The sequence below is a fragment of the Arcobacter sp. YIC-80 genome (assembly GCF_044841725.1).
GTDB lineage: Bacteria > Campylobacterota > Campylobacteria > Campylobacterales > Arcobacteraceae > Arcobacter_B.
This window is the reverse complement of record NZ_JBJBSI010000005.1, coordinates 95,108-113,840: the sequence shown is the minus strand read 5'-3', so window position 1 is coordinate 113,840 and position 18,733 is coordinate 95,108. Positions and strand designations below refer to the sequence as shown.

Below are 18,733 nucleotides of genomic sequence, written 5' to 3'. Positions count from 1 at the left end.
ATATTACAAGGCACTAGTTTGAATTCTATATTTGATATAACTCTTTTATATGTTGAAGATGAAGAAAGTATAAGAGAAGAGTTATCTTATTTTTTAGAAAAAAGGGTTAAAAAACTTTATGTAGCAAGTGACGGACTTGAAGGTTTACAGTTATATAAAGAAGTTAATCCTGATATAATAATCTCTGATATACGAATGCCAAATTTAAATGGTATTGAAATGTGTGAAGAGATAAAAAAAATAAATGAAAATGCAAGAATTATAATACTTACTGCTTTTAATGATAGTGAAAACTTAACAAATGCTATAAATCTTAATATAGATAGATATCTAATTAAACCTACAAATTTAAAAACTTTACATGATTCTATAAATAAAATATATAGAACAATACTTTTAGAAAGAGAAAATAAAGAAGTTATAAATCTTTTAGAACAATATAAAAAGGTTGTTGATTTAAGTTCTATTGTTTCTAAAACTGATTTAAAAGGTGTTATAACATATACAAATAAAAAGTTTGAAGAAATATCAGGATATTCAAAAGAAGAATTAATTGGAAATAATCATAGTATCGTAAGACATGAAGATGTATCTTCTGAATTATATGAAAATCTTTGGCATACTATTCGTGATAAAAAGCAAACTTGGTTTGGAAAAATAAAAAATAAAAATAAAAATGGTGAAGTTTATTATGTTGATTCGGTTATTGATCCTATATTAAATTCAAAAGGTGAAATAATAGAATATATTGGTATTAGACATGATATTACAGATATTATGAATCCTAAAAAACAATTACTTGATGATATTGAAAATATGAATGAACCCATGCTTATTTTATCAAAAATTGATAACTATAATATATTAAAAGAGTTTTATACTGAAAAAGAAAGAAGTGATTTTGAAGAAGAATTCTCTAAAATATTATTAGCTTCTTTTCCTTCTCATTTAAAGGTAAATAAAGTTTATATTTTAGGTAGTGGACTTTTTGCTTTTTTAAAAAATGAACAGTTTAATAGTGAGCACATGGGAATATATTTAAATAAGCTGCTTAGTAATTTAGCTAAAACAGATGTATTTTTTAAGGGTAATAAATACGAAATAGATTTATTGTTAAGTTTTTCAAGTGAAAAAGAAAACTTATTTGATGATGCAATTACTGGTGTAAGAGAGCTTATAGAAAAAAGAAAAGATAAGTTGATTTTTTCAAATGGTTTACATGAAAAAAAGCAAATTGAAGCTAAAGATAAATTAAAAGTTTTAAATTTAATCAAATATGCTCTAAGTAATGAAGAAAATGTATTATCTTTTTATCAACCTATTGTTTGTAATAAAAGTCATAAAATTATTAAATATGAATCTTTATTAAGAATAGTAAATGAAAGAGATGAAATAATATCTCCTTTCTTTTTTATGGAAGAAGCAAAAAAGTCTGGTTATTATCATGATTTAACAAAAAAAGTAATAAAGAATGCTAAAAAAGTTTTATCTTTAAATAAACAAGTTGAAATTTCTATAAATTTATCTTCTTTTGATATTGAAGATTTAGAAATAAGAGATTTACTTTTTGAGTTAGTTAGTCAGAAATCAAATAAAGGTAGAATTACCTTTGAACTTCTTGAAGATGAGAAGGTAAGAGATTTAAAAACTATTAAAATATTTATTGAATTAATAAAAGCAGTTGGTCATGTAAAGATATCAATTGATGATTTTGGTAGTGGATATTCAAATTATGAAAGATTAAATATCTTTCAACCTGATTTTATAAAAATTGATGGAAGCTTAATAAAAGATATTTTGATTAGTAAATACAATGAGAGTATTGTAAAATCAATTATAATTTTTGCCAGAGAAAACAATATAAAAACTATTGCTGAGTTTGTATCTGATGAGAATATATCAAAAAAAGTGAAAGAATTAGGTGTAGACTTTTCTCAAGGTTATTATTTTGGAAAGCCTGAACCTATTATTTTATAAATTAGAACATTTTTTTATATAATTTTTTAATTTCTTCTATTTTTTGTCTTTCAGGTTTTCTTCTACATGATATATAGCATTGTTCCCCAGCTTCATTTTCGTATGGATAAACTGTAGCAAAAACCCAATAATAGTCATTTTCTTTAGTTTTATTTTTTACATATCCTTGCCACACATTACCTTTTTTTACTGTTTCCCATAGCTCTTTAAATGCATTTTTTGGCATATCAGGATGTCTTACTATATTATGAGATTGTCCTACTAACTCATCAAAATCATATTGGGCTACTTTACAAAATTGTTCATTTGCATAAGTGATAAAGCCTTTTGAATCAGTTTCACTTACCAAAAAAACATTATCATTAAGTACTATTTCTTTTGACATTATTATTTTCCTTTTGATTTCCAATACTTTTCTTTTACTTGATTCAAGGAGTTTATTATTTAATACAATATAACTCCTAATATAACAAATAATTATATGCAAATAAGTCTTATATTTAAGTTAATATATAATTATTTTATTATATTTTTGAGTTTATTTTAGATTTTCACTTTGGTTATTTTTTTAACCAAAGTGATTGTGTAGGATAAGCAAATTCACAATTATTTTTCTTTGTTAGTTCAGATATTTTTACAATAACATCTTCTTTTACAGTAAGCCATTCTTCCCAATCTGGACTTTTTGAGAAACAATAAACTAATATATTTACAGAAGAAGGTCCAAACTCATCAATATAAACTAAAAGTGTTCTTTTTACTCCTTGTAAATCTTCTCTTTTGATTACTTCAAACTTTCTTGAACTTACAAGTGCATTTTTACTTGTAGCAATACCTGGATGATTACTTAACATTTCAAAAATATCATCTTTTAAGTTTATTATATCTTCCATTTTTGATTCATAAGTTATTCCTATACTCATATTAATTCTTCTACCAATTCTTCTTTTTGACCAGTTTAAAATATGTGTATTCGCAAGTTGTGAGTTTGGAATAGTAATCATGGCATTGTCAAATGTTCTTATTCTTGTTGTTCTCATTCTAATATCAATTACAGTTCCTTCAACATCTCCTGATTTTATCCAATCCCCTTGAGAAAAAGAGTTATCAGTCATGATACTAAGTGAACCAAAGAAGTTTGTAAGTGTATCTTTAGATGCTAATGCAATAGCAATACCCCCGACACCAAGTGAAGCTGCTATTGCTTTTATATCAATACCAAGTTGAGAAAATAAAAATAAAATTACTAAAAGAATTAAAATAACTTTTACAATTCTTAGAATAAAAACAATCATTTCTTTTCTTACATTAGGATACTTTTCTAATAAATTTTGAGCATAATAGTTAATACTATTATTTAATATTGCATATAGTCCCCAAGTTAATAGTGCCATATAAATAGTATTTATCCAAGGAATTATTTTTTGTATAATTATTGGATCTTTAACTAAAATATAAATAGATATCTGAACAGATAAAATATATAAGGCATAAATTAATGGAGTATTGATTGATTTTTTTAAATAATCTCTAATCTCTTCTGTATCTTCATCATCAATATTCTTTCTTTGTACAAATATTTTTGCTATAAAACTTGCGATTAATGAAATGATTTTTAGATTTAGAAGTCTTATTAGGGCAAATATAAATAATACAACTATAAGCTCACCAATTGAAAATTTGAAATGATATGAAGTCAAGTTTGAAATAAATGATATTCCTTGTATAGAATCAATTTTTTTAACAAAATATTGTAGATTAAATTCATCTACAAAAAAGTTTGTTTTTCTAAAAGTTGAAATATTTTCAAGTAAATATTGAAGTACAAACTCTTGTGTATGTCTTTGATTATAGGCATTTATGTAGTTTTGAGTTAATTGTTCTGAAATATAATTTGAATAATCTTTATGTTCTTCGTAAATAGCCTCATATTTTTCAAGAGATGTTTTTTTCATTTTAGCAATACTGTCTTGTAAAAGTTTTACAAAATATTGTTTCTCTCTAAACTCTCTTTTCCCTTTAATAATATTTTTTAAAGTCTCTTCATAAAGCTTTTTTTCTCTTATATATATCATTTTCAATTCATCTCTAATAACGGCAACATCATTATTTGCTTTTTTATTAATAGCAATCTTATTAGATAGTAAATTTAATTCTTTTTTATATTTTTTGTCATTGTCTAATGTTTCTAGGAATGACTCATTATTTATATTTCTAATGATAGAATCAAGAAGTTCATTTTGAAGTTTTATTTGTTTTTGTTCTTCTGATAATGGCTTTTTCTCTTTTTGTGTTTTTTTATCTTCTTTTTCTTCATTTTCCGCAATTTCTTTTTCAATTGTTTTTAATGAGTTGTTATTTATTATTACTTCTGACTTTTTATTTTCTTCTGCTGGGGGTTTAATGAGTTTTACTGGTTCTTGTGTGCTAGTTTGTGCAAACAAAAGCAAAGGAAGTAAAAAGAATAAAAATATATGTTTTTGCATATTGGTCTCCATAGATACTTTTCTAAATTATTATTTTTTGTAAAATGTTAAAATTTATTATAACTAAAACAGTTTTTAACATATTAGATTGAAATAGAACTTAAACTTATTTAATTATTTATGTTAATTATAAGAATAAAAAAAGAATAATTGTGTAATTTTAAACAGTAATCAAATAAATACTAATTTATTATAACTTTGTTTCGTCCTTGTTTTTTTGCTTGATATAGAGCAATATCAGCATTATCAATAACTTTTGAGATGTTTTCATCACATTTTAAATTCATTTGACAAACACCAAGACTAATAGTTAGTTTTATTTCTTTTGTATTTTCTAGTATGATGATATGTTCTTCTATAATATTTCTTAGTTTTTCTGCAATTTCTTTTGCATCTTTTTTATTTGTATTTGGAAGTAGTATAGCAAACTCTTCTCCTCCAAATCTAGAAACTATATCACTTTTTCTTGTGTTTTTTATTAATAAAGAAGCGATATTTTTGATAACTTCATCACCTACGATATGTCCATAAGTGTCATTTATATTTTTGAAAAAATCAATATCTATCATAATAACACTAATAGGAGAGTTTTGTCTTTTTGCTATTTCTATTAAGTTATGGGAAACTTCATCAAAATATCTTTTGTTATAAAGGTTTGTTAGATAGTCTTTGTTTGCTTCTTCTTTTAATTTTTTATGTACCTCTTCTAACTCTTCGATTACTTTATTTGATAAATTGGTTAATGCATCTAAAACTAAATAGTGTTTGTTTGAAATTATATTTTTCTCAAGCTTTTCATCAATAATTTTCTTTTTACTTTTAGTGTTTATTTTATTTGTTTTTTCTGAAAATGCTAAAATTGTTAAACTTACATTTAGCAAAGAGTTTTTATTATTTTTATGAAAAACTTCCCCATAAGTAAAAAAACCATAAGTTGGAGCTATTGTATTTAAAGGATTTAGTTCTATATCTATTTGAGATTGAAGAAAAGCTTTTCTTGCAGTACAACTATAAGTATAAATAACTTCAGGTTCAAAGTTTTCATATTCTAAAATATTTTTTTTAGTATTATTTAAAATTAAATCTACATTTCCAAAGGCAAATCGAACTTTATCTCCTTCTTCTAAATTTCCTATAGTTATTAATGAACCATCATCAAATTTATTTATAAAAGTTCTACAAACTTGGAAATCACTTTCATCATGTAATTTTAAAAGAGGAAATTCTGTAGCAGAAAAAGGAAGATTATTCCCTATTTTTTCTCCTAAGTATTTTTTGTAAACTTCACTTGCTGGTGTATGGTTTAGTTCATATAAATGATTCTTTTTTGCTTTTGTTACAGTCATTGTATGGCCAATTGGTTGCCAGTTTAATTGATAGTCAGTAAATACATTTAATTTGTCACTATTTAAAGCTACTGCAACAACACCTTTTTTATAGATATTATTTTTGTCAAAAACAAATGTTTCTTTAAAATCACCATTGTCTCCTGCAAGTCCACCAGCTATTGGAATATTAGAGTTTACAGAGCTAATTCCATCTATAATATCATTTCCATTTGAATCTAAACCGTCAATAAACAAAATCATGGCTTTAGTGTTTTCTTTAAAAAGTGTATTTGCTAAGCATACTCCTGTTTGAAAATCACTTTCTTCTTTAGCATAAAAGTATTGTGTTGTAGTATGTTCAAAATTTAAAATTGAAATAATAATTTCATTTTCAGTAGTAACACCTTCATAAATTTCTCCTGAAGTTGTTGAGCCTATGTAATTTAAATAAGGATATCTTTCTTTTAAAATATTTTGAATCTGAACTATTTCTTTTTTTTTGCAAAGCCCACTAAAAATTTGAACCAAAGATTTGTTTGAATCAATTTGAGATAAATCTAGATTTTTATACATATCTCCAAGGTTTTTAAATTTAAAGGTAATATTTTTCACACAAAGCCTATACTAATTTATTTATGTTCTCATTATAAGATATTTAATATATAAAATAGCTTTTAATTTATAACTTCTAAAATAACTATCCTTCTTTTTTCCTACAAAAAATAACTATAATTTTATTTATTAAAAAGGAGAAAATATGAACAACACAGCTTTAATAATAGTTGACTTACAAAATGATTATTTTAGTAGTTTTGAAAATGCTAAATATCCATTATTTAAAACAGAAGAGGCTTTAGCTAATGCTTTAAAAATATTAAATAAATTTAGAGAAAAGAATATGAAAATAATTCATATAAGACATGAATCAGTTGGAAAAAATGCTTTGTTTTTTCAAGAGAACACGCAAGGTGCTCAAATTCATTCAGCTTTAAATCCACAAAAAAATGAAGAACAAGTTCTAAAACATAATATAAATTCATTTAAAAATACAGATTTAAAACAGATATTAGATACATCTAATATCGAAAATGTAATAATCCTAGGAGCAATGTCTCATATATGTATAGATGCAATAACAAGAGCCGCAAGTGACTATGGCTATAATTGTAGTGTTATTCACGATGCTTGTGCTTCAAAAGCAGTTGAGTTTAATGGCATAAAAGTAGAAGCTACATTAGTTCATGCTTCTTTTATGGCTGCACTTGAATTTGGTTATGCAAAGGTAAAAAGTACAAATGAGATATTAGAAGAAATTTAAGGTTTTTAATGGAACTAAACGATTTATCCGTACTGTATATAATGCATAAACAAAAAAAAGAAGAGAATTTATATTCTCTTCTTTGTGATACAGTAAAAAAAGTATTTGGTGCAAATACAATAATAGAGGCAAAACAAAAATATAAAAAAGAGTCACCTTGTCTAATCATAATAGACAGTAATTTTGATGATTACTCAATAATAGATTTTATGAAAGAAGTTAGAGAAGATGATATAAAAACAGCATTTATAATACTAAGTAAAAGTACTGAAAATAAATATTTTGTAGAACTTATCGAATTGTATATTACAAAATATATATTAAAACCCTATGATAAAAATACAATATTAAAAGCACTAAATAAATGTATGGAAATAATAGAAAGAAGACTTTATAGTAACTTCAAACTAGCAGATAATATCTTCTTTAACTTTCAAACTCAAAGTATTATAAAAGATAATAAATCTTATGTATTAAATAAAAAAGAGAGTTTACTTTTAGACTTATTTATTCAAAATCAAGGAAGAGTTGTAAGCTATGAAGAAATAGAATATCATATTTGGGATAACGAATGTACACAAGCAGCTTTAAAGTCTCTAATTAGAGATCTAAGAAAAAAAACACATAAAAATATGATAAAAAACTATTCAGGAATAGGCTATAAGTTAGAACTTAAAAAAGCATTTAATAAATAAAGATAATCTGAAAAATGGTGCGGTTGGGGGGACTTGAACCCCCACGGCTTGCGCCATACGCCCCTCAAGCGTACGTGTCTACCATTCCACCACAACCGCATTTAGGACGAAATAATACATATTTCTACCATAAATTACACTTAAATTGTACAAGTATTACTTGGTATTGATATTGTAAAAGTTGCTCCATCATTTGTATTTTTTACTTCAAGTGAGCCATTTAGGTGCTTTTCTATTATTTCTTTTGACATATATAACCCAAGTCCTGTACCTTGTGATTTGTGTTTTGTTGTAAAATATGGCTCAAAGATTCTGTTTATTATCTCATCTTTTATTCCACCTGCATTATCACTTATGTTTATTGTACACTTATCATTAATTTTTTTGGTATGAATCTTTATTTTTTTATTTTCATTTTCATGTTGTATTAAAGCATCTTTTGCATTGGTGATAAGGTTCATCATTACTTGTGTATATTCATTTAGAGGGCCTTTTATTGTGCAGTTTGAATCATTTTGTATTTCAACATTTATATGTTTAGAATTAAGCATTGGAGCTGTTATTTTTAAACTTGCTTCAATTAAGTCATGCATTGTGAAAATTACATACTCTTTATTTGGTTTAAAAAAGTTTTGAAAATCATCTATTGTTTTAGACATGTGTTTAGCTGTATCTGTAATATGTTGAAGGTTCTCTTTGATTTCTTTTTCTTTAATTGCTCCCAATTCTATGTGAAATTTTGTACCACTTGAAAGAGTAGATATACTACTTAGAGGTTGTCTCCATTGGTGAGCTATATTTTTAATCATTTCTCCCATAGCTGCCATTTTTGATTGACTAAAAAGTTTTTGTTCATTTTTTTTATTTTTTTCTATTTCTTCTTTTACTTTTGATTCGAGATTTTTATTAAGCTTTTCAAGTTCTTTAGTTTTTTCTCTTACTATTAAATCAAGATTTTTATTTAATTTTTCTAATTCTTCTTTATTTCTCTTTTCTTCTAAGTATTTTTGATTTAATCTATCTTCTTCTGTTATTTTATTTGGATACCATTTTTTAAAAATTAGAAGTATTATAATTATTGCTGCAATTGCATTGATAAGTTTGGGAATAAAAAGAAATTGTGGATTTGATAAAGCTAAAAATATTTCTTTAGGTATTACTCCATATTGTGAAGCTAGTCTTGTTCCAAAATAAAGACTCTCTATTATTGTTCTTATTGAATCAATTATTAAAATCAAAAAAAGTATTGTAAATAGTGATTTTGAAGAGAACTTTCCTTTTATTATTTCTTTTACTGAAAAATATAAAATATATAGCCAAGATACTGTAAGTAAGAAATAAATTATAAGAGTAATAAGTTTCATAAAATCCCTTTAAAAGGTAATATTAGCAAAAAATAATTTAAAACTAGGATTTTTTCCTAGTTTTATTTTTCTCTAAATTGTTTTTGATGAACAGCTTCAAGTATAGTTTGAGCTAAATCGGATGTATTTTTAGCGATATTGTGTGTTTGTGTAGCCACTGAGGCATTATTTTGTGTTTGTTGATCAAGTTTATTAATTACATCATTGATTTGTTCTATACTAGTTTTTTGCTCTTTTGATGACTCTGAAATATCTACAATAGCTTCTGTTGTTTTATAGATATTTTCATTTAATTTTTGATAACCATTTATCATTTCATCCGCTATTGTTTTACCATTATTTGTTTTCTCAGTTGCTTTTTCTACAATATCTTTGATTTCTTTTGCAGCTTCTGCACTTCTACTTGCCAAGTTTCTTACTTCTTGTGCAACTACTGCAAAGCCTTTTCCAGCTTCACCTGCTGTTGCTGCTTCTACTGCTGCATTTAATGATAATATATTTGTTTGAAAAGCAATTTGATCAATTACTGTAATTGCATCTGCTATAGCTTGTGTTTGTTCATTTATTTGATCCATCGAAACTACTGTTGAGTTAGCTAAATCTTGACCTTTTTTAATTGATTGTATCAATTCTTCTGAATGTGAAGACATCTGAGTAATTCTTTCAGTATTATTTGCTACTGTACTAGTTATTTCTTCAAGAGCTGCTGCTGTTTCTTCTAGGGAAACAGCTGTTTCATTTGATGATTTATTTAAGATATCTACATTTGTTAAGAGTTTATTTGAACTCTCTTTTAATTGTAATCCATTGTGCTTATTTTCTTGAAGCATTTCATTGATAATCCTACATAGGTTATTTAATCCTTTTGCTACATTACCATTTGCATTTTGTACATCATTTGTAAAGTTTAATTTTGAATACTCTTTTAGTTGTTCTAAAATTAAGTTTATATCACTATTAACATTATTTTTAATAGTTTCAATCATTTCATTTAATATATCTTTTAGTTCATTTAATGATTTATTATTCGTTGTTACTTCTACTTTTTTATTTAACTTTCCATCTTGTACTAAAGAAACTACTTTTTTTACATTTTCTATTAGTTCTCTATCTTTATCTAAGTTTTTAGCAACTTCTTGCATTTCTGAGTCGATTAATTTAGCCATATTTCCAAACTCATCATTTGTTTGTATATTTAATTTTGAGATATTTGATTCTTCTGCTTTTAAATATCTAAAGAAAAATTTCAATCCATTTTCTAGTTGTTTTAAAGGAGAAAGGATTTTAATTAATACAAAATATAATATTGCTAGAATTAATACAAGTAATACTAAATATAGAATAATTTCTTTTATCATTCCACTTTCAATTTCTTCAAAAATTGTATTTTTATCAAGTTCAATTACAAAAGTCCAGTCTGTTTGTTTTATTGAATTATAGGCTATTAATTTTTCTGTATTATTTTCATCTTTAATTTCTAAAAATTTTGCATTTTTAGATGGTTTTAATAAAGAGTTAATAGAACTTTTTTTATTTAAGAGTTTTTTATTTTTATGGATTAATATCGTTCCGGTTTTATCTAATAAATAAGCAAAGCCTTCACCTTCTATTGATACATCAAGGATACTTTTTACGATTGTATCTATAAAAATATCAGAACCCACTACACCTATAGTTTTACCATTTTGTACAAGAGGAGTATAAATGGAAATTACTAATTTTTTTGTAGTTATGTCAATATAAGGTTTAGAAACACCAGACTTTTTACTTTTTATAGCATCTTTATACCAAGGTCTTGTTCTTGAGTCAAAATTGTCTTTTTCAATATTTAAAACCTTAGCATTTGATAATACTAATTCTCCTGTATTTTCAAAGCCTAAATATACATCTACAAATTTACCTGCATTTTTAGAAAGATATAATTTTTCTGCAAGCTTTTTTCTTTCAGATTCAGTGTCTATTTTTTCTAACTCTTTAGATAAAGCTTCAATTATATTAATTTTTGATTCTATATAGGTATTAATAAACCTAGAACTATTTTTAGATAAAGCTAGTTCTTCACTTTTTATAGTTGCGTAGTGTGTTTTATAGTTATTTATAGTATTGTAAAATCCTAAAATAAAAAAAGATATTATAATACTAAATGACACAACGACTAATATTTTTGTTTTTATGCTAGTTGCTTTCATGATTTGTCCTTTAACCTTTATTTATTATAGTCTTTAAAAGTGTCATTTTAGAGGTATAAAACAAACAATATAACATAAGATTTTAAAAATAATTAGAGATAAGTAAATATAATAATTAAAAAGAGTAGATGTTTATAATAGGCATAAAAAAAGGCCAAGAGCAAAAACTCTTGACCTTTTTTAGATATCAGTTCTGTAGTAGACTGATTACCCTAAGAATGGGTTAGCATATAATGCGATCATCGCAATTACTAATGCATAAATAACTTGTGCTTCGATCATCGCTAATGCAATGAACATAGTAGTCATTAATTTTCCACCTAAACCTGGGTTTCTAGCAGTACCAGCGATTGTTGCAGCAGCAGTGTTACCCATACCAATAGCACCACCAAGTGCAGCTAATCCAAGACCAATACCTGCAGCAACTACAGAGTAAGCTTTTAAAGTTTCGTTTGCAACTGCACCATCAGCAGCGAATGCAGCACCAGCGATAGCTAGCATTAAAAGAACGATTTTTTTCATTCTAGATTCCTTAATATTTTTTTGTTTTACAAAGTCCGTTCGGCTTGCGTATCCCTACTTATCACTTTGATTGGCGATATTATATCTTTTGGTATATTAAATAATTATTAAACAAAAAGCTTTAAAATTGAAAGTAAAGTTAAAATTAAGTTATTTAAAAAACTTTTTCAAAGTTAAATGTTTGTATATTAGTTTATATAGTTATTTTTAGACAATTAAAAAGGATATATTATGAAAAAGTTTTTTATAGCATTAACCTTAATTCTTTTAGTGATGATAGGTTCTGTTTATGGTATTTTATTTACTAAACCTGGAAATAGTATCATTGCTTCATACATTGAAGATACAGTAAACTCTCAAAATAAAGAAGCAAAATTAAAAGTTAGAGATTTTACTTTGAGTTTTAATAGTATTGATTTAGATATAACAATTGCAGATAGTTCTTATATCAATATAAATGGAGACTTAGATATTTTTGGGAAGAAAGTAGATTTAAAATATGATATTGATATCAAAGATTTATCTACTTTACAAGCTTTAATAAATCAAAAACTAAATGGTCCTCTACAAATAAAAGGTACATTTAAAGGTGATCAAAAGTTTGCTTTAGTTGATGGAGTATCTACAATAGCAAGTAGTAATACTTCATATAAATTAGAATTAAAAGACTTTGAACCTTCAAATATTAATGTTTTAGTAAAAGACGCAAAGATTGAAGAACTTTTATATTTAGTAAACCAACCCAAATATACAAATGGATTATTAAATATCACTGCAAATATAAAAAATGCGAAACCTGAAAGTTTAGATGGAAATATTGTATCTAGTATAACAAATGCAAAAATCAATAACTCAATTGTAAATAAAAGTTTTGGTCTAAAACTAAAAGATACAATTTCACTAAAGTCAAGAACAAATGCAATTTTAACACCAAACAAAGTAACTGCAAAAGCAACACTTATTAGTTCTTTAGCTACTATTTCTTCAAAAGAGACTATTATTTTATTAGATAAACAAACTGTAAACTCAAAATACAAAGTTGATATTACAAATTTAAATAAATTGGAAGATATCATCGGTATAAAGTTAAACGGAAAGTTTAATACAACAGGTACAGTTTTAGTAGAAAATGAAAATATAAAAATTGATGGACAATCAGATGTTTTTGATAGTTTTACTACTTATCTTGCTTCTATAAAAAATTCTAAGGTAGATTTTATAAATGCTGATATAAAAGATGCCAAAATTGATAAATTACTTTATCTTTTAAATCAACCAAAATATGCAACAGGAATTTTAAACTTAAATGCAGAAATAAAAAATGCTGATATAAATAATCTTGATGGCTTAGTAACTACAAAAATTACAAAAGCAAAACTTGTAAACAAAGTAATAAATAAGCAGTTTAATCAAAAACTAAAACAAACAGTAAATTTTAAAGCTGATACAAAAACAAATTTAGAAAAAACAAAAGCAATTACAAATGGTTTAGTAACTTCATCTTTAGCAAACTTAGATATTAAAAATGCAATATTTGATATCAAAGAAGCTTCATTAAATAGTGATTATGTATTAAACATACCAAATTTATCAAATCTTTATGATGTAACACAAACAAAAATGAGAGGAAAAGTTGATTTATCAGGAAAACTTGAATCTAAAAAAGAAAACTTATTAGTTACAGGTACATCAAAACTTTTAGGAGGAGATTTAGACTTTAAATTAGATAACAATGTCTTTAATGCAAATGTAAAGAGTATAGAAATCAAAGAGTTAACTCATTTATTATATTATCCAGAAGTTTTTGATTCATCTTCTGATTTAGCATTAAATTACAATCTTTTATCAAAAAAAGGAAAGTTAAAAGGAAATCTTATAAAAGGACATTTCTTACCAAATGATTTTTCAAGTTTGATAAATCAATTTGCCAAATTTGATTTAACAAGAGAAATTTATGAAAGTGTTGTAATAAATAGTGATATAAACGATATGGTTTTAAAAACAGTTATCAATATGAAAAGTAAAAATACTCAGATTGATGTAACAAAATCATTACTTGATTTAAATAAATCTTATGTTAATGCAGACATAAATGCAAAAATTAGAAAATTAGATTTAGACTTCAATGTAAAAGGAAATATGAAAAGTCCAAAAGTAAGACTAAACACAAAAGACTTACTTAAAAACAAAATTGAAGAGAAAATAAATGATAAAGTAGGAAATAAGTTAAAAGAAAAGTTAGGAGATGAGGGTGCAAAAGATCTTCTAAATAATTTTAAAAAGTTATTTTAGATAAAAAAAGAGTAAGAAAATTTACTCTTTTTGTTTTAATTTTTTTGTTAAAGGAAGTGATACCATGCTCCAAGCATGGACTCCTCCTCTATACCAAAGAAGTTTTTCTTTGGGATAGCCAATACTCATAAGATGTAAAATACTTTTTGATGATAAAGGACACCAAGCTCCATTACAAAAAAACACAGCAGTTTTTGCATTTGTAAAGTCAAATTTATCATCATCTATTACTTTCACTCCTAAAAGTTTGTAAGCTCTATAAAAATCCTCTTCAAAATCAAAATCATATTTTAAGTCATCATAGTAAATATTTACAGCACTAGGAATAGTAGCAAAATCAAACCAAGCTTTATTTCTTGCATCAACTAAGATATATTTTTCAGGATTTTTACTTGATTTAGAGTAAATAAAGTGCATTAGTTCATTTTCTCCTACATTTTTTATATCTTTATGAATTTGATTATTTTGTATAACACCAGTTGTTGTTATAAATACTTTTTTACAATTTTCATCAATATCTTCTTTTATATATGATTCATTAAAAAAATATGGACTAACACCAATATTTACACAGCTTTCATCAACTTTTCTTTCAATAGTATATTTTTCACTAGTATTGTTTGAGTATTTGTGAGTTACTTCAAAACCACTAAACTGAAGTGCAGTTGGATTTATAGCAAAGGCACTTAAACAAAAAATATTTAATATCAAAAATAGTTTATACATAAGAAATCCTTTTATAATTTATTTAAGTATAGATTTATTAACTTGAATAAATTCTTAATTAAATCTACATTGTTCTGATAATTATTATCATTTTAAGTTTAATAAAAGCTAGTTTTTGTTTTAATTACATTAATGATAATTGATATTAAAATTAAAAAAAGGAACATAATGTTTAAAAGAACGAAATTATTTGCAGCTTCATTATCTGTTGCGGCAGCATTAGCTTTAACAGGTTGTGCAACATCATCATCACAAAGTGCTACACCTACAGAAATGACAAAAGCAAACACAATTTTAGGTGCTTATTCTAATATTGCATTAGCTAACTATAGTGATGCATTAGATGATGCAATAAAATTAAAGTTTAGAATTGATGCTTTTGCAGCAAAACCAAACAAGTATACTTTTGAGCAAGCTAAGAAGGCTTGGTTACTTTCAAGAGAATCTTATGGACAAACTGAAATCTTTAGACTTTCAAATGGTCCAATTGATGCAGAAGAAGGTTGGGTTGCTGACACTTATGGTGCATTAGAAGGACAATTAAACGCTTGGCCTTTAGATGAAAATATGATTGATTATACTATTGATGCAAATGGTAAAAGAACTTCAGGAAATATCATTGATACTGCTGGTGTATTTAATCCAGGTGGAGAAGACGCACAAGCTGTAAATGTTAAGAAAATTACTGTTGATGCTTTAACTGCATTAAATGAAAATGGAGGAGAAGCAAACGTTTCTACTGGATACCATGCAATTGAGTTCTTATTATGGGGACAAGATCAAGATTACTCTAACTTTATCAAAGATTCAGTTACTAAGGGTCCTTTAACTGCTGGTCAAAGAAGTTTAACAGACTTTACAGTTGATAAAAATGCTGATAGAAGAATTGCTTATTTACAAGCAGCTGCAGATAAAATTGTAGCTGATTTAAAAATGGTTAAATCTGCTTGGGAAAAAGAAGTAAATGGTACAGCTGGATTATATCAAGCAGCTTTACAAGGTAAACTTTCAGGTGATAATGCTTCTAAAAATATCTCAAAAGAAGAAGCTTTAAAACAAATTATTGCTGGTATGGGTGTATTTATTAAATCTGAATTAGCAAATGAAAGAATTGCAGTTGCAGTATTAACTCCATCAGAAGAAGATGAGCATTCTTGTTTCTCTGATAATACACATAGAGATATTGCTATGAATTACTTAGGATTTAGAAACGCTTTAACTTCTACATACAATGGTAAAAAATTTGGGCCTTCTTTATTAGACGCAGTTGACGCTGATACTAAACAAAGAATTTTAAATAAAATGGCATCAATTGAAGCTAAGATTAACTTAGTAGATGAAATGGCAAAAACTAAACAACATTTTGATTACCAAATTCAACCAGGTAACCCTCAAGCAAAAGTTATTGTAAAACTTAAAAATGAGATGAGAAAACTAGGTGATGAAATGGTAAATGTAGCAAAAGCAAATGGAATTAGCTTAACAACAGATGATGTTACAGATGCAGAAGAGACAAAAATTTAATTTTTCACTTTTACAAAAAGCTATTTTAACAAAAAGCCTTGTAGCAATCTTTGCTACAGGGCTTTTTGCCGTTAATAACGAGGGCAAATATTTCTCAACAGAAAAAAATAAGTCTTTACTTCAAAAACCTATCCAAGGTTTAAGTGATGAGGAATATGATCAATTTATTTTAGGAAGAAGCTTTTTTGTTATACCATGGGTTGAAGCACCAAGTGCTACAACTGCAAGGGATGGTTTAGGACCACTTTTTAATGCAAATACTTGTGTTTCCTGTCATCCAAGAAATGGTAGGGGTAGTTTATACAATAAAAGTATGAAGCCATCAAGATCACTAGTTGCTAGATTATCGATACCTTCAAATAATTCAAAAGAGCATAAAGAATTTTTAGAAAAACAAGGATTTGTTCCTGAGCCAACTTATGGTTCTCAAATATCAGTTAATGGAATCCACGGAGTGCCTTTTGAAGCTAGAGTTGATATAAAGTTTGAAGAAGTAAAAGTAAAGTTTCCTGATGGGGAAGTAGATACTCTTTTAAAACCTAAATATAAACTTATTGATAAAAATTATGGGAAACTATCAAAAAATACAGCTGTAACTTATAGAATGGCACCATCTTTAAATGGTTTGGGTTTACTAGAAAAAGTATCGGATGAAGAAATCTTATCAAATGAAGATGAGTTTGATAAAAATGGTGATGGTATTTCTGGTCGTGCAAATATAGTTTATTCTCCACTTACAAAAAAACAAGAGCTTGGAAGATATACTTGGAAAGCAAGTGCTGCTACACTTATTGAGCAAATAGCAGGTGCAGCAAATAATGATATGGGTTTAACAACTTTTTTACATCCAAATGAAAACTGTACTTCTTCTCAAAAACTTTGTAATGAAGCTCCTAAACCAAGAGATAAAGAAGATATCACTGATATGAGATTAGGTGCACTTGATTTTTATATAAAAAATATAAAAGTGTATAAACCTAAAGTTGATGAAGAGTATAATCACGGCTTAAAACTTTTCAAAGCCTTAGATTGTGCTAAATGTCATAAGCCAAGTTTAAAAACAAGAGATGGATTCGCTATTTCGCCTTTTACAGATATGCTTTTGCATGATATGGGTGAAGAATTAAGTGATGGTAGAGTTGAGTTTAAAGCTAGTAAAAGAGAGTTTAGAACAGCACCTTTATGGGGATTAGCTCTTCATGAAAAGATAAATAAAAAAACACCAAGACTTTTACATGATGGAAGAGCAAGAAACTTCCAAGAAGCAATACTTTGGCATGGTGGAGAAGCTAATATTTCTAAAAAGAAATATATGAATGCTTCAAAACAAGATAGAGAAAAGTTAATTAAATTTTTAGAGAGGTTATAATGAAAAAACTATTAGTAGGAACAGCACTTTTAGTTTCTAGTGTATTTGCACAAACAAGTCTACACTCGATTTTAGAAAATGTTTCAGTACCAAATGTAAATAAATCTATTGAAGCTGCAAAAAGTTTAAAAAAAGATATGAATAAAGAAAACTTTAAAACTTTAGTAACAAACTGGAAAAAAGTTGAGTCTTTATATTTTGCAGGTGATATTGATGAAAACTATATAGATACACCAAGATATATAGATGTATATCATAATTTAAAAGAAGATTTAAGTGTTCAAATGAAAAGAGCAATTGCATCAGGTGATGAACCTAAAGTTGCACTTTTTAAAAACTCATTTAGAACTATAAATGCTTTAGAATATGTACTTTTTAATGATGATACTATCACAAAAAGAGAAAAACTTTTAGCTGTAAATATCCTAGATACTATTATTTCAAATTTAAATGATATAAAAGATGTATATAAAGAGTATTTAAATGGTAATGCAAAAAGCGAAAAATGGGAGAATTCACTTGTAATAAATACACTTATTTCAAGTTCTTATAAACTAAGAGAGTGGAGAATAGGTGAAGCATCAGGTTTTGCTGCAAAATATAAAAATGATCCTAAAAATGAGAGATCAGAGTATTACTTAAGTAAAAATTCATTAAATGCGATAAAAGCAATACTAGTAGCACATGATGAAATCATAGGAGATAAATCTTATGAAAACTTCGCAACAATGGCTAAAAATGCTGGTGCAAAAAAAGCAATACTTGAAGCACAAGAAGCTTTAAATAAGTCATTAAAAGTATTAAAAAACTATAAAAATGATGACTTTACAAATGCAAAAGTTTTATATGAAGCAACAAAAGAACTTCATAATGCTTACTATTTATCTTTAGTGGAAGATTTAGCTGTAACTGCAAAAATTCTTGATGCTGATGGAGATTAAAA

Annotated in this window: 14 protein-coding genes and 1 tRNA gene; 7 read left to right on the top strand and 8 right to left on the bottom strand. The window is 26.0% G+C overall.

Annotated elements, in window-relative coordinates:
- Nucleotides 1–18: 18 nt before the first annotated feature.
- Entirely contained in the window at nucleotides 19–1,977 is a 1,959-nt protein-coding gene (locus ACH5BK_RS08665) for an EAL domain-containing protein (RefSeq protein ID WP_404306454.1), read from the top strand.
- Nucleotide 1,978: 1 nt separating this feature from the next.
- On the opposite strand, the gene ACH5BK_RS08660 is transcribed toward ACH5BK_RS08665, so the two are convergent.
- The 3 genes from ACH5BK_RS08660 to ACH5BK_RS08650 all read right to left on the bottom strand — a co-directional run bounded on the left by ACH5BK_RS08660 (nucleotide 1,979) and on the right by ACH5BK_RS08650 (nucleotide 6,403).
- The gene (locus ACH5BK_RS08660) at nucleotides 1,979–2,362 is read right to left on the bottom strand and encodes a PAS domain-containing protein (RefSeq protein ID WP_404306452.1); all 384 of its coding nucleotides are present in this window, start codon (nucleotides 2,360–2,362) and stop codon (nucleotides 1,979–1,981) included.
- Nucleotides 2,363–2,537: 175 nt separating this feature from the next.
- Nucleotides 2,538–4,463: a mechanosensitive ion channel domain-containing protein gene (locus ACH5BK_RS08655; protein WP_404306450.1), complete on the bottom strand. Its 1,926-nt coding sequence runs from the start codon at nucleotides 4,461–4,463 to the stop codon at nucleotides 2,538–2,540.
- 182 nt (nucleotides 4,464–4,645) lie between these two features.
- Nucleotides 4,646–6,403, bottom strand: a complete 1,758-nt coding sequence (locus tag ACH5BK_RS08650; RefSeq protein WP_404306448.1) for a diguanylate cyclase — start codon at nucleotides 6,401–6,403, stop codon at nucleotides 4,646–4,648.
- Between the two features lie 145 nt (nucleotides 6,404–6,548).
- Between ACH5BK_RS08650 and ACH5BK_RS08645 the strand changes: the two genes are divergently transcribed.
- Nucleotides 6,549–7,109, top strand: a complete 561-nt coding sequence (locus tag ACH5BK_RS08645; protein WP_404306446.1) for a cysteine hydrolase family protein — start codon at nucleotides 6,549–6,551, stop codon at nucleotides 7,107–7,109.
- 8 nt (nucleotides 7,110–7,117) lie between these two features.
- Nucleotides 7,118–7,804 (top strand): response regulator transcription factor, encoded by a 687-nt coding sequence (locus ACH5BK_RS08640; protein WP_404306444.1) that lies wholly within the window; start codon nucleotides 7,118–7,120, stop codon nucleotides 7,802–7,804.
- A gap of 15 nt (nucleotides 7,805–7,819) precedes the next feature.
- Here ACH5BK_RS08640 and ACH5BK_RS08635 read toward each other — a convergent pair.
- The 4 genes from ACH5BK_RS08635 to ACH5BK_RS08620 form a co-directional block, all read right to left on the bottom strand.
- Nucleotides 7,820–7,903: transfer RNA gene (locus ACH5BK_RS08635), tRNA-Leu, on the bottom strand.
- A gap of 41 nt (nucleotides 7,904–7,944) precedes the next feature.
- Nucleotides 7,945–9,168: a sensor histidine kinase gene (locus ACH5BK_RS08630; protein ID WP_404306442.1), complete on the bottom strand. Its 1,224-nt coding sequence runs from the start codon at nucleotides 9,166–9,168 to the stop codon at nucleotides 7,945–7,947.
- Nucleotides 9,169–9,230: 62 nt separating this feature from the next.
- Nucleotides 9,231–11,357, bottom strand: a complete 2,127-nt coding sequence (locus ACH5BK_RS08625) for a methyl-accepting chemotaxis protein (protein WP_404306440.1) — start codon at nucleotides 11,355–11,357, stop codon at nucleotides 9,231–9,233.
- Nucleotides 11,358–11,564: 207 nt separating this feature from the next.
- Nucleotides 11,565–11,879 carry a F0F1 ATP synthase subunit C gene (locus ACH5BK_RS08620; RefSeq protein WP_079579822.1) on the bottom strand — a complete coding sequence of 105 codons (315 nt, stop codon included), beginning with the start codon at nucleotides 11,877–11,879 and terminating at the stop codon, nucleotides 11,565–11,567.
- A 231-nt stretch (nucleotides 11,880–12,110) separates the two neighbouring features.
- On the opposite strand from ACH5BK_RS08620, the gene ACH5BK_RS08615 reads away from it, so the two are divergent.
- Entirely contained in the window at nucleotides 12,111–14,171 is a 2,061-nt protein-coding gene (locus tag ACH5BK_RS08615) for a hypothetical protein (protein WP_404306437.1), read from the top strand.
- 21 nt (nucleotides 14,172–14,192) lie between these two features.
- Here the strand turns inward: ACH5BK_RS08615 and ACH5BK_RS08610 are convergent, their stop codons facing one another.
- Nucleotides 14,193–14,897 carry a rhodanese-like domain-containing protein gene (locus ACH5BK_RS08610; protein WP_404306435.1) on the bottom strand — a complete coding sequence of 235 codons (705 nt, stop codon included), beginning with the start codon at nucleotides 14,895–14,897 and terminating at the stop codon, nucleotides 14,193–14,195.
- 168 nt (nucleotides 14,898–15,065) lie between these two features.
- Here ACH5BK_RS08610 and ACH5BK_RS08605 point away from each other — a divergent pair, with 168 nt between their 5' ends.
- Genes ACH5BK_RS08605 through ACH5BK_RS08595 form a run of 3 tightly spaced genes read left to right on the top strand, consistent with a single transcriptional unit; the run spans nucleotide 15,066 to nucleotide 18,731 of the window.
- Nucleotides 15,066–16,421 carry an imelysin family protein gene (locus ACH5BK_RS08605; protein ID WP_404306433.1) on the top strand — a complete coding sequence of 452 codons (1,356 nt, stop codon included), beginning with the start codon at nucleotides 15,066–15,068 and terminating at the stop codon, nucleotides 16,419–16,421.
- Nucleotides 16,399–17,790 (top strand): di-heme oxidoredictase family protein, encoded by a 1,392-nt coding sequence (locus ACH5BK_RS08600; protein ID WP_404306431.1) that lies wholly within the window; start codon nucleotides 16,399–16,401, stop codon nucleotides 17,788–17,790. Before ACH5BK_RS08605 ends, ACH5BK_RS08600 begins: the two co-directional genes overlap by 23 nt.
- Complete coding sequence (locus ACH5BK_RS08595; protein WP_404306429.1) at nucleotides 17,790–18,731, top strand: imelysin family protein; 942 nt, start codon at nucleotides 17,790–17,792, stop codon at nucleotides 18,729–18,731. Before ACH5BK_RS08600 ends, ACH5BK_RS08595 begins: the two co-directional genes overlap by 1 nt.
- Nucleotides 18,732–18,733 lie beyond the last annotated feature (2 nt).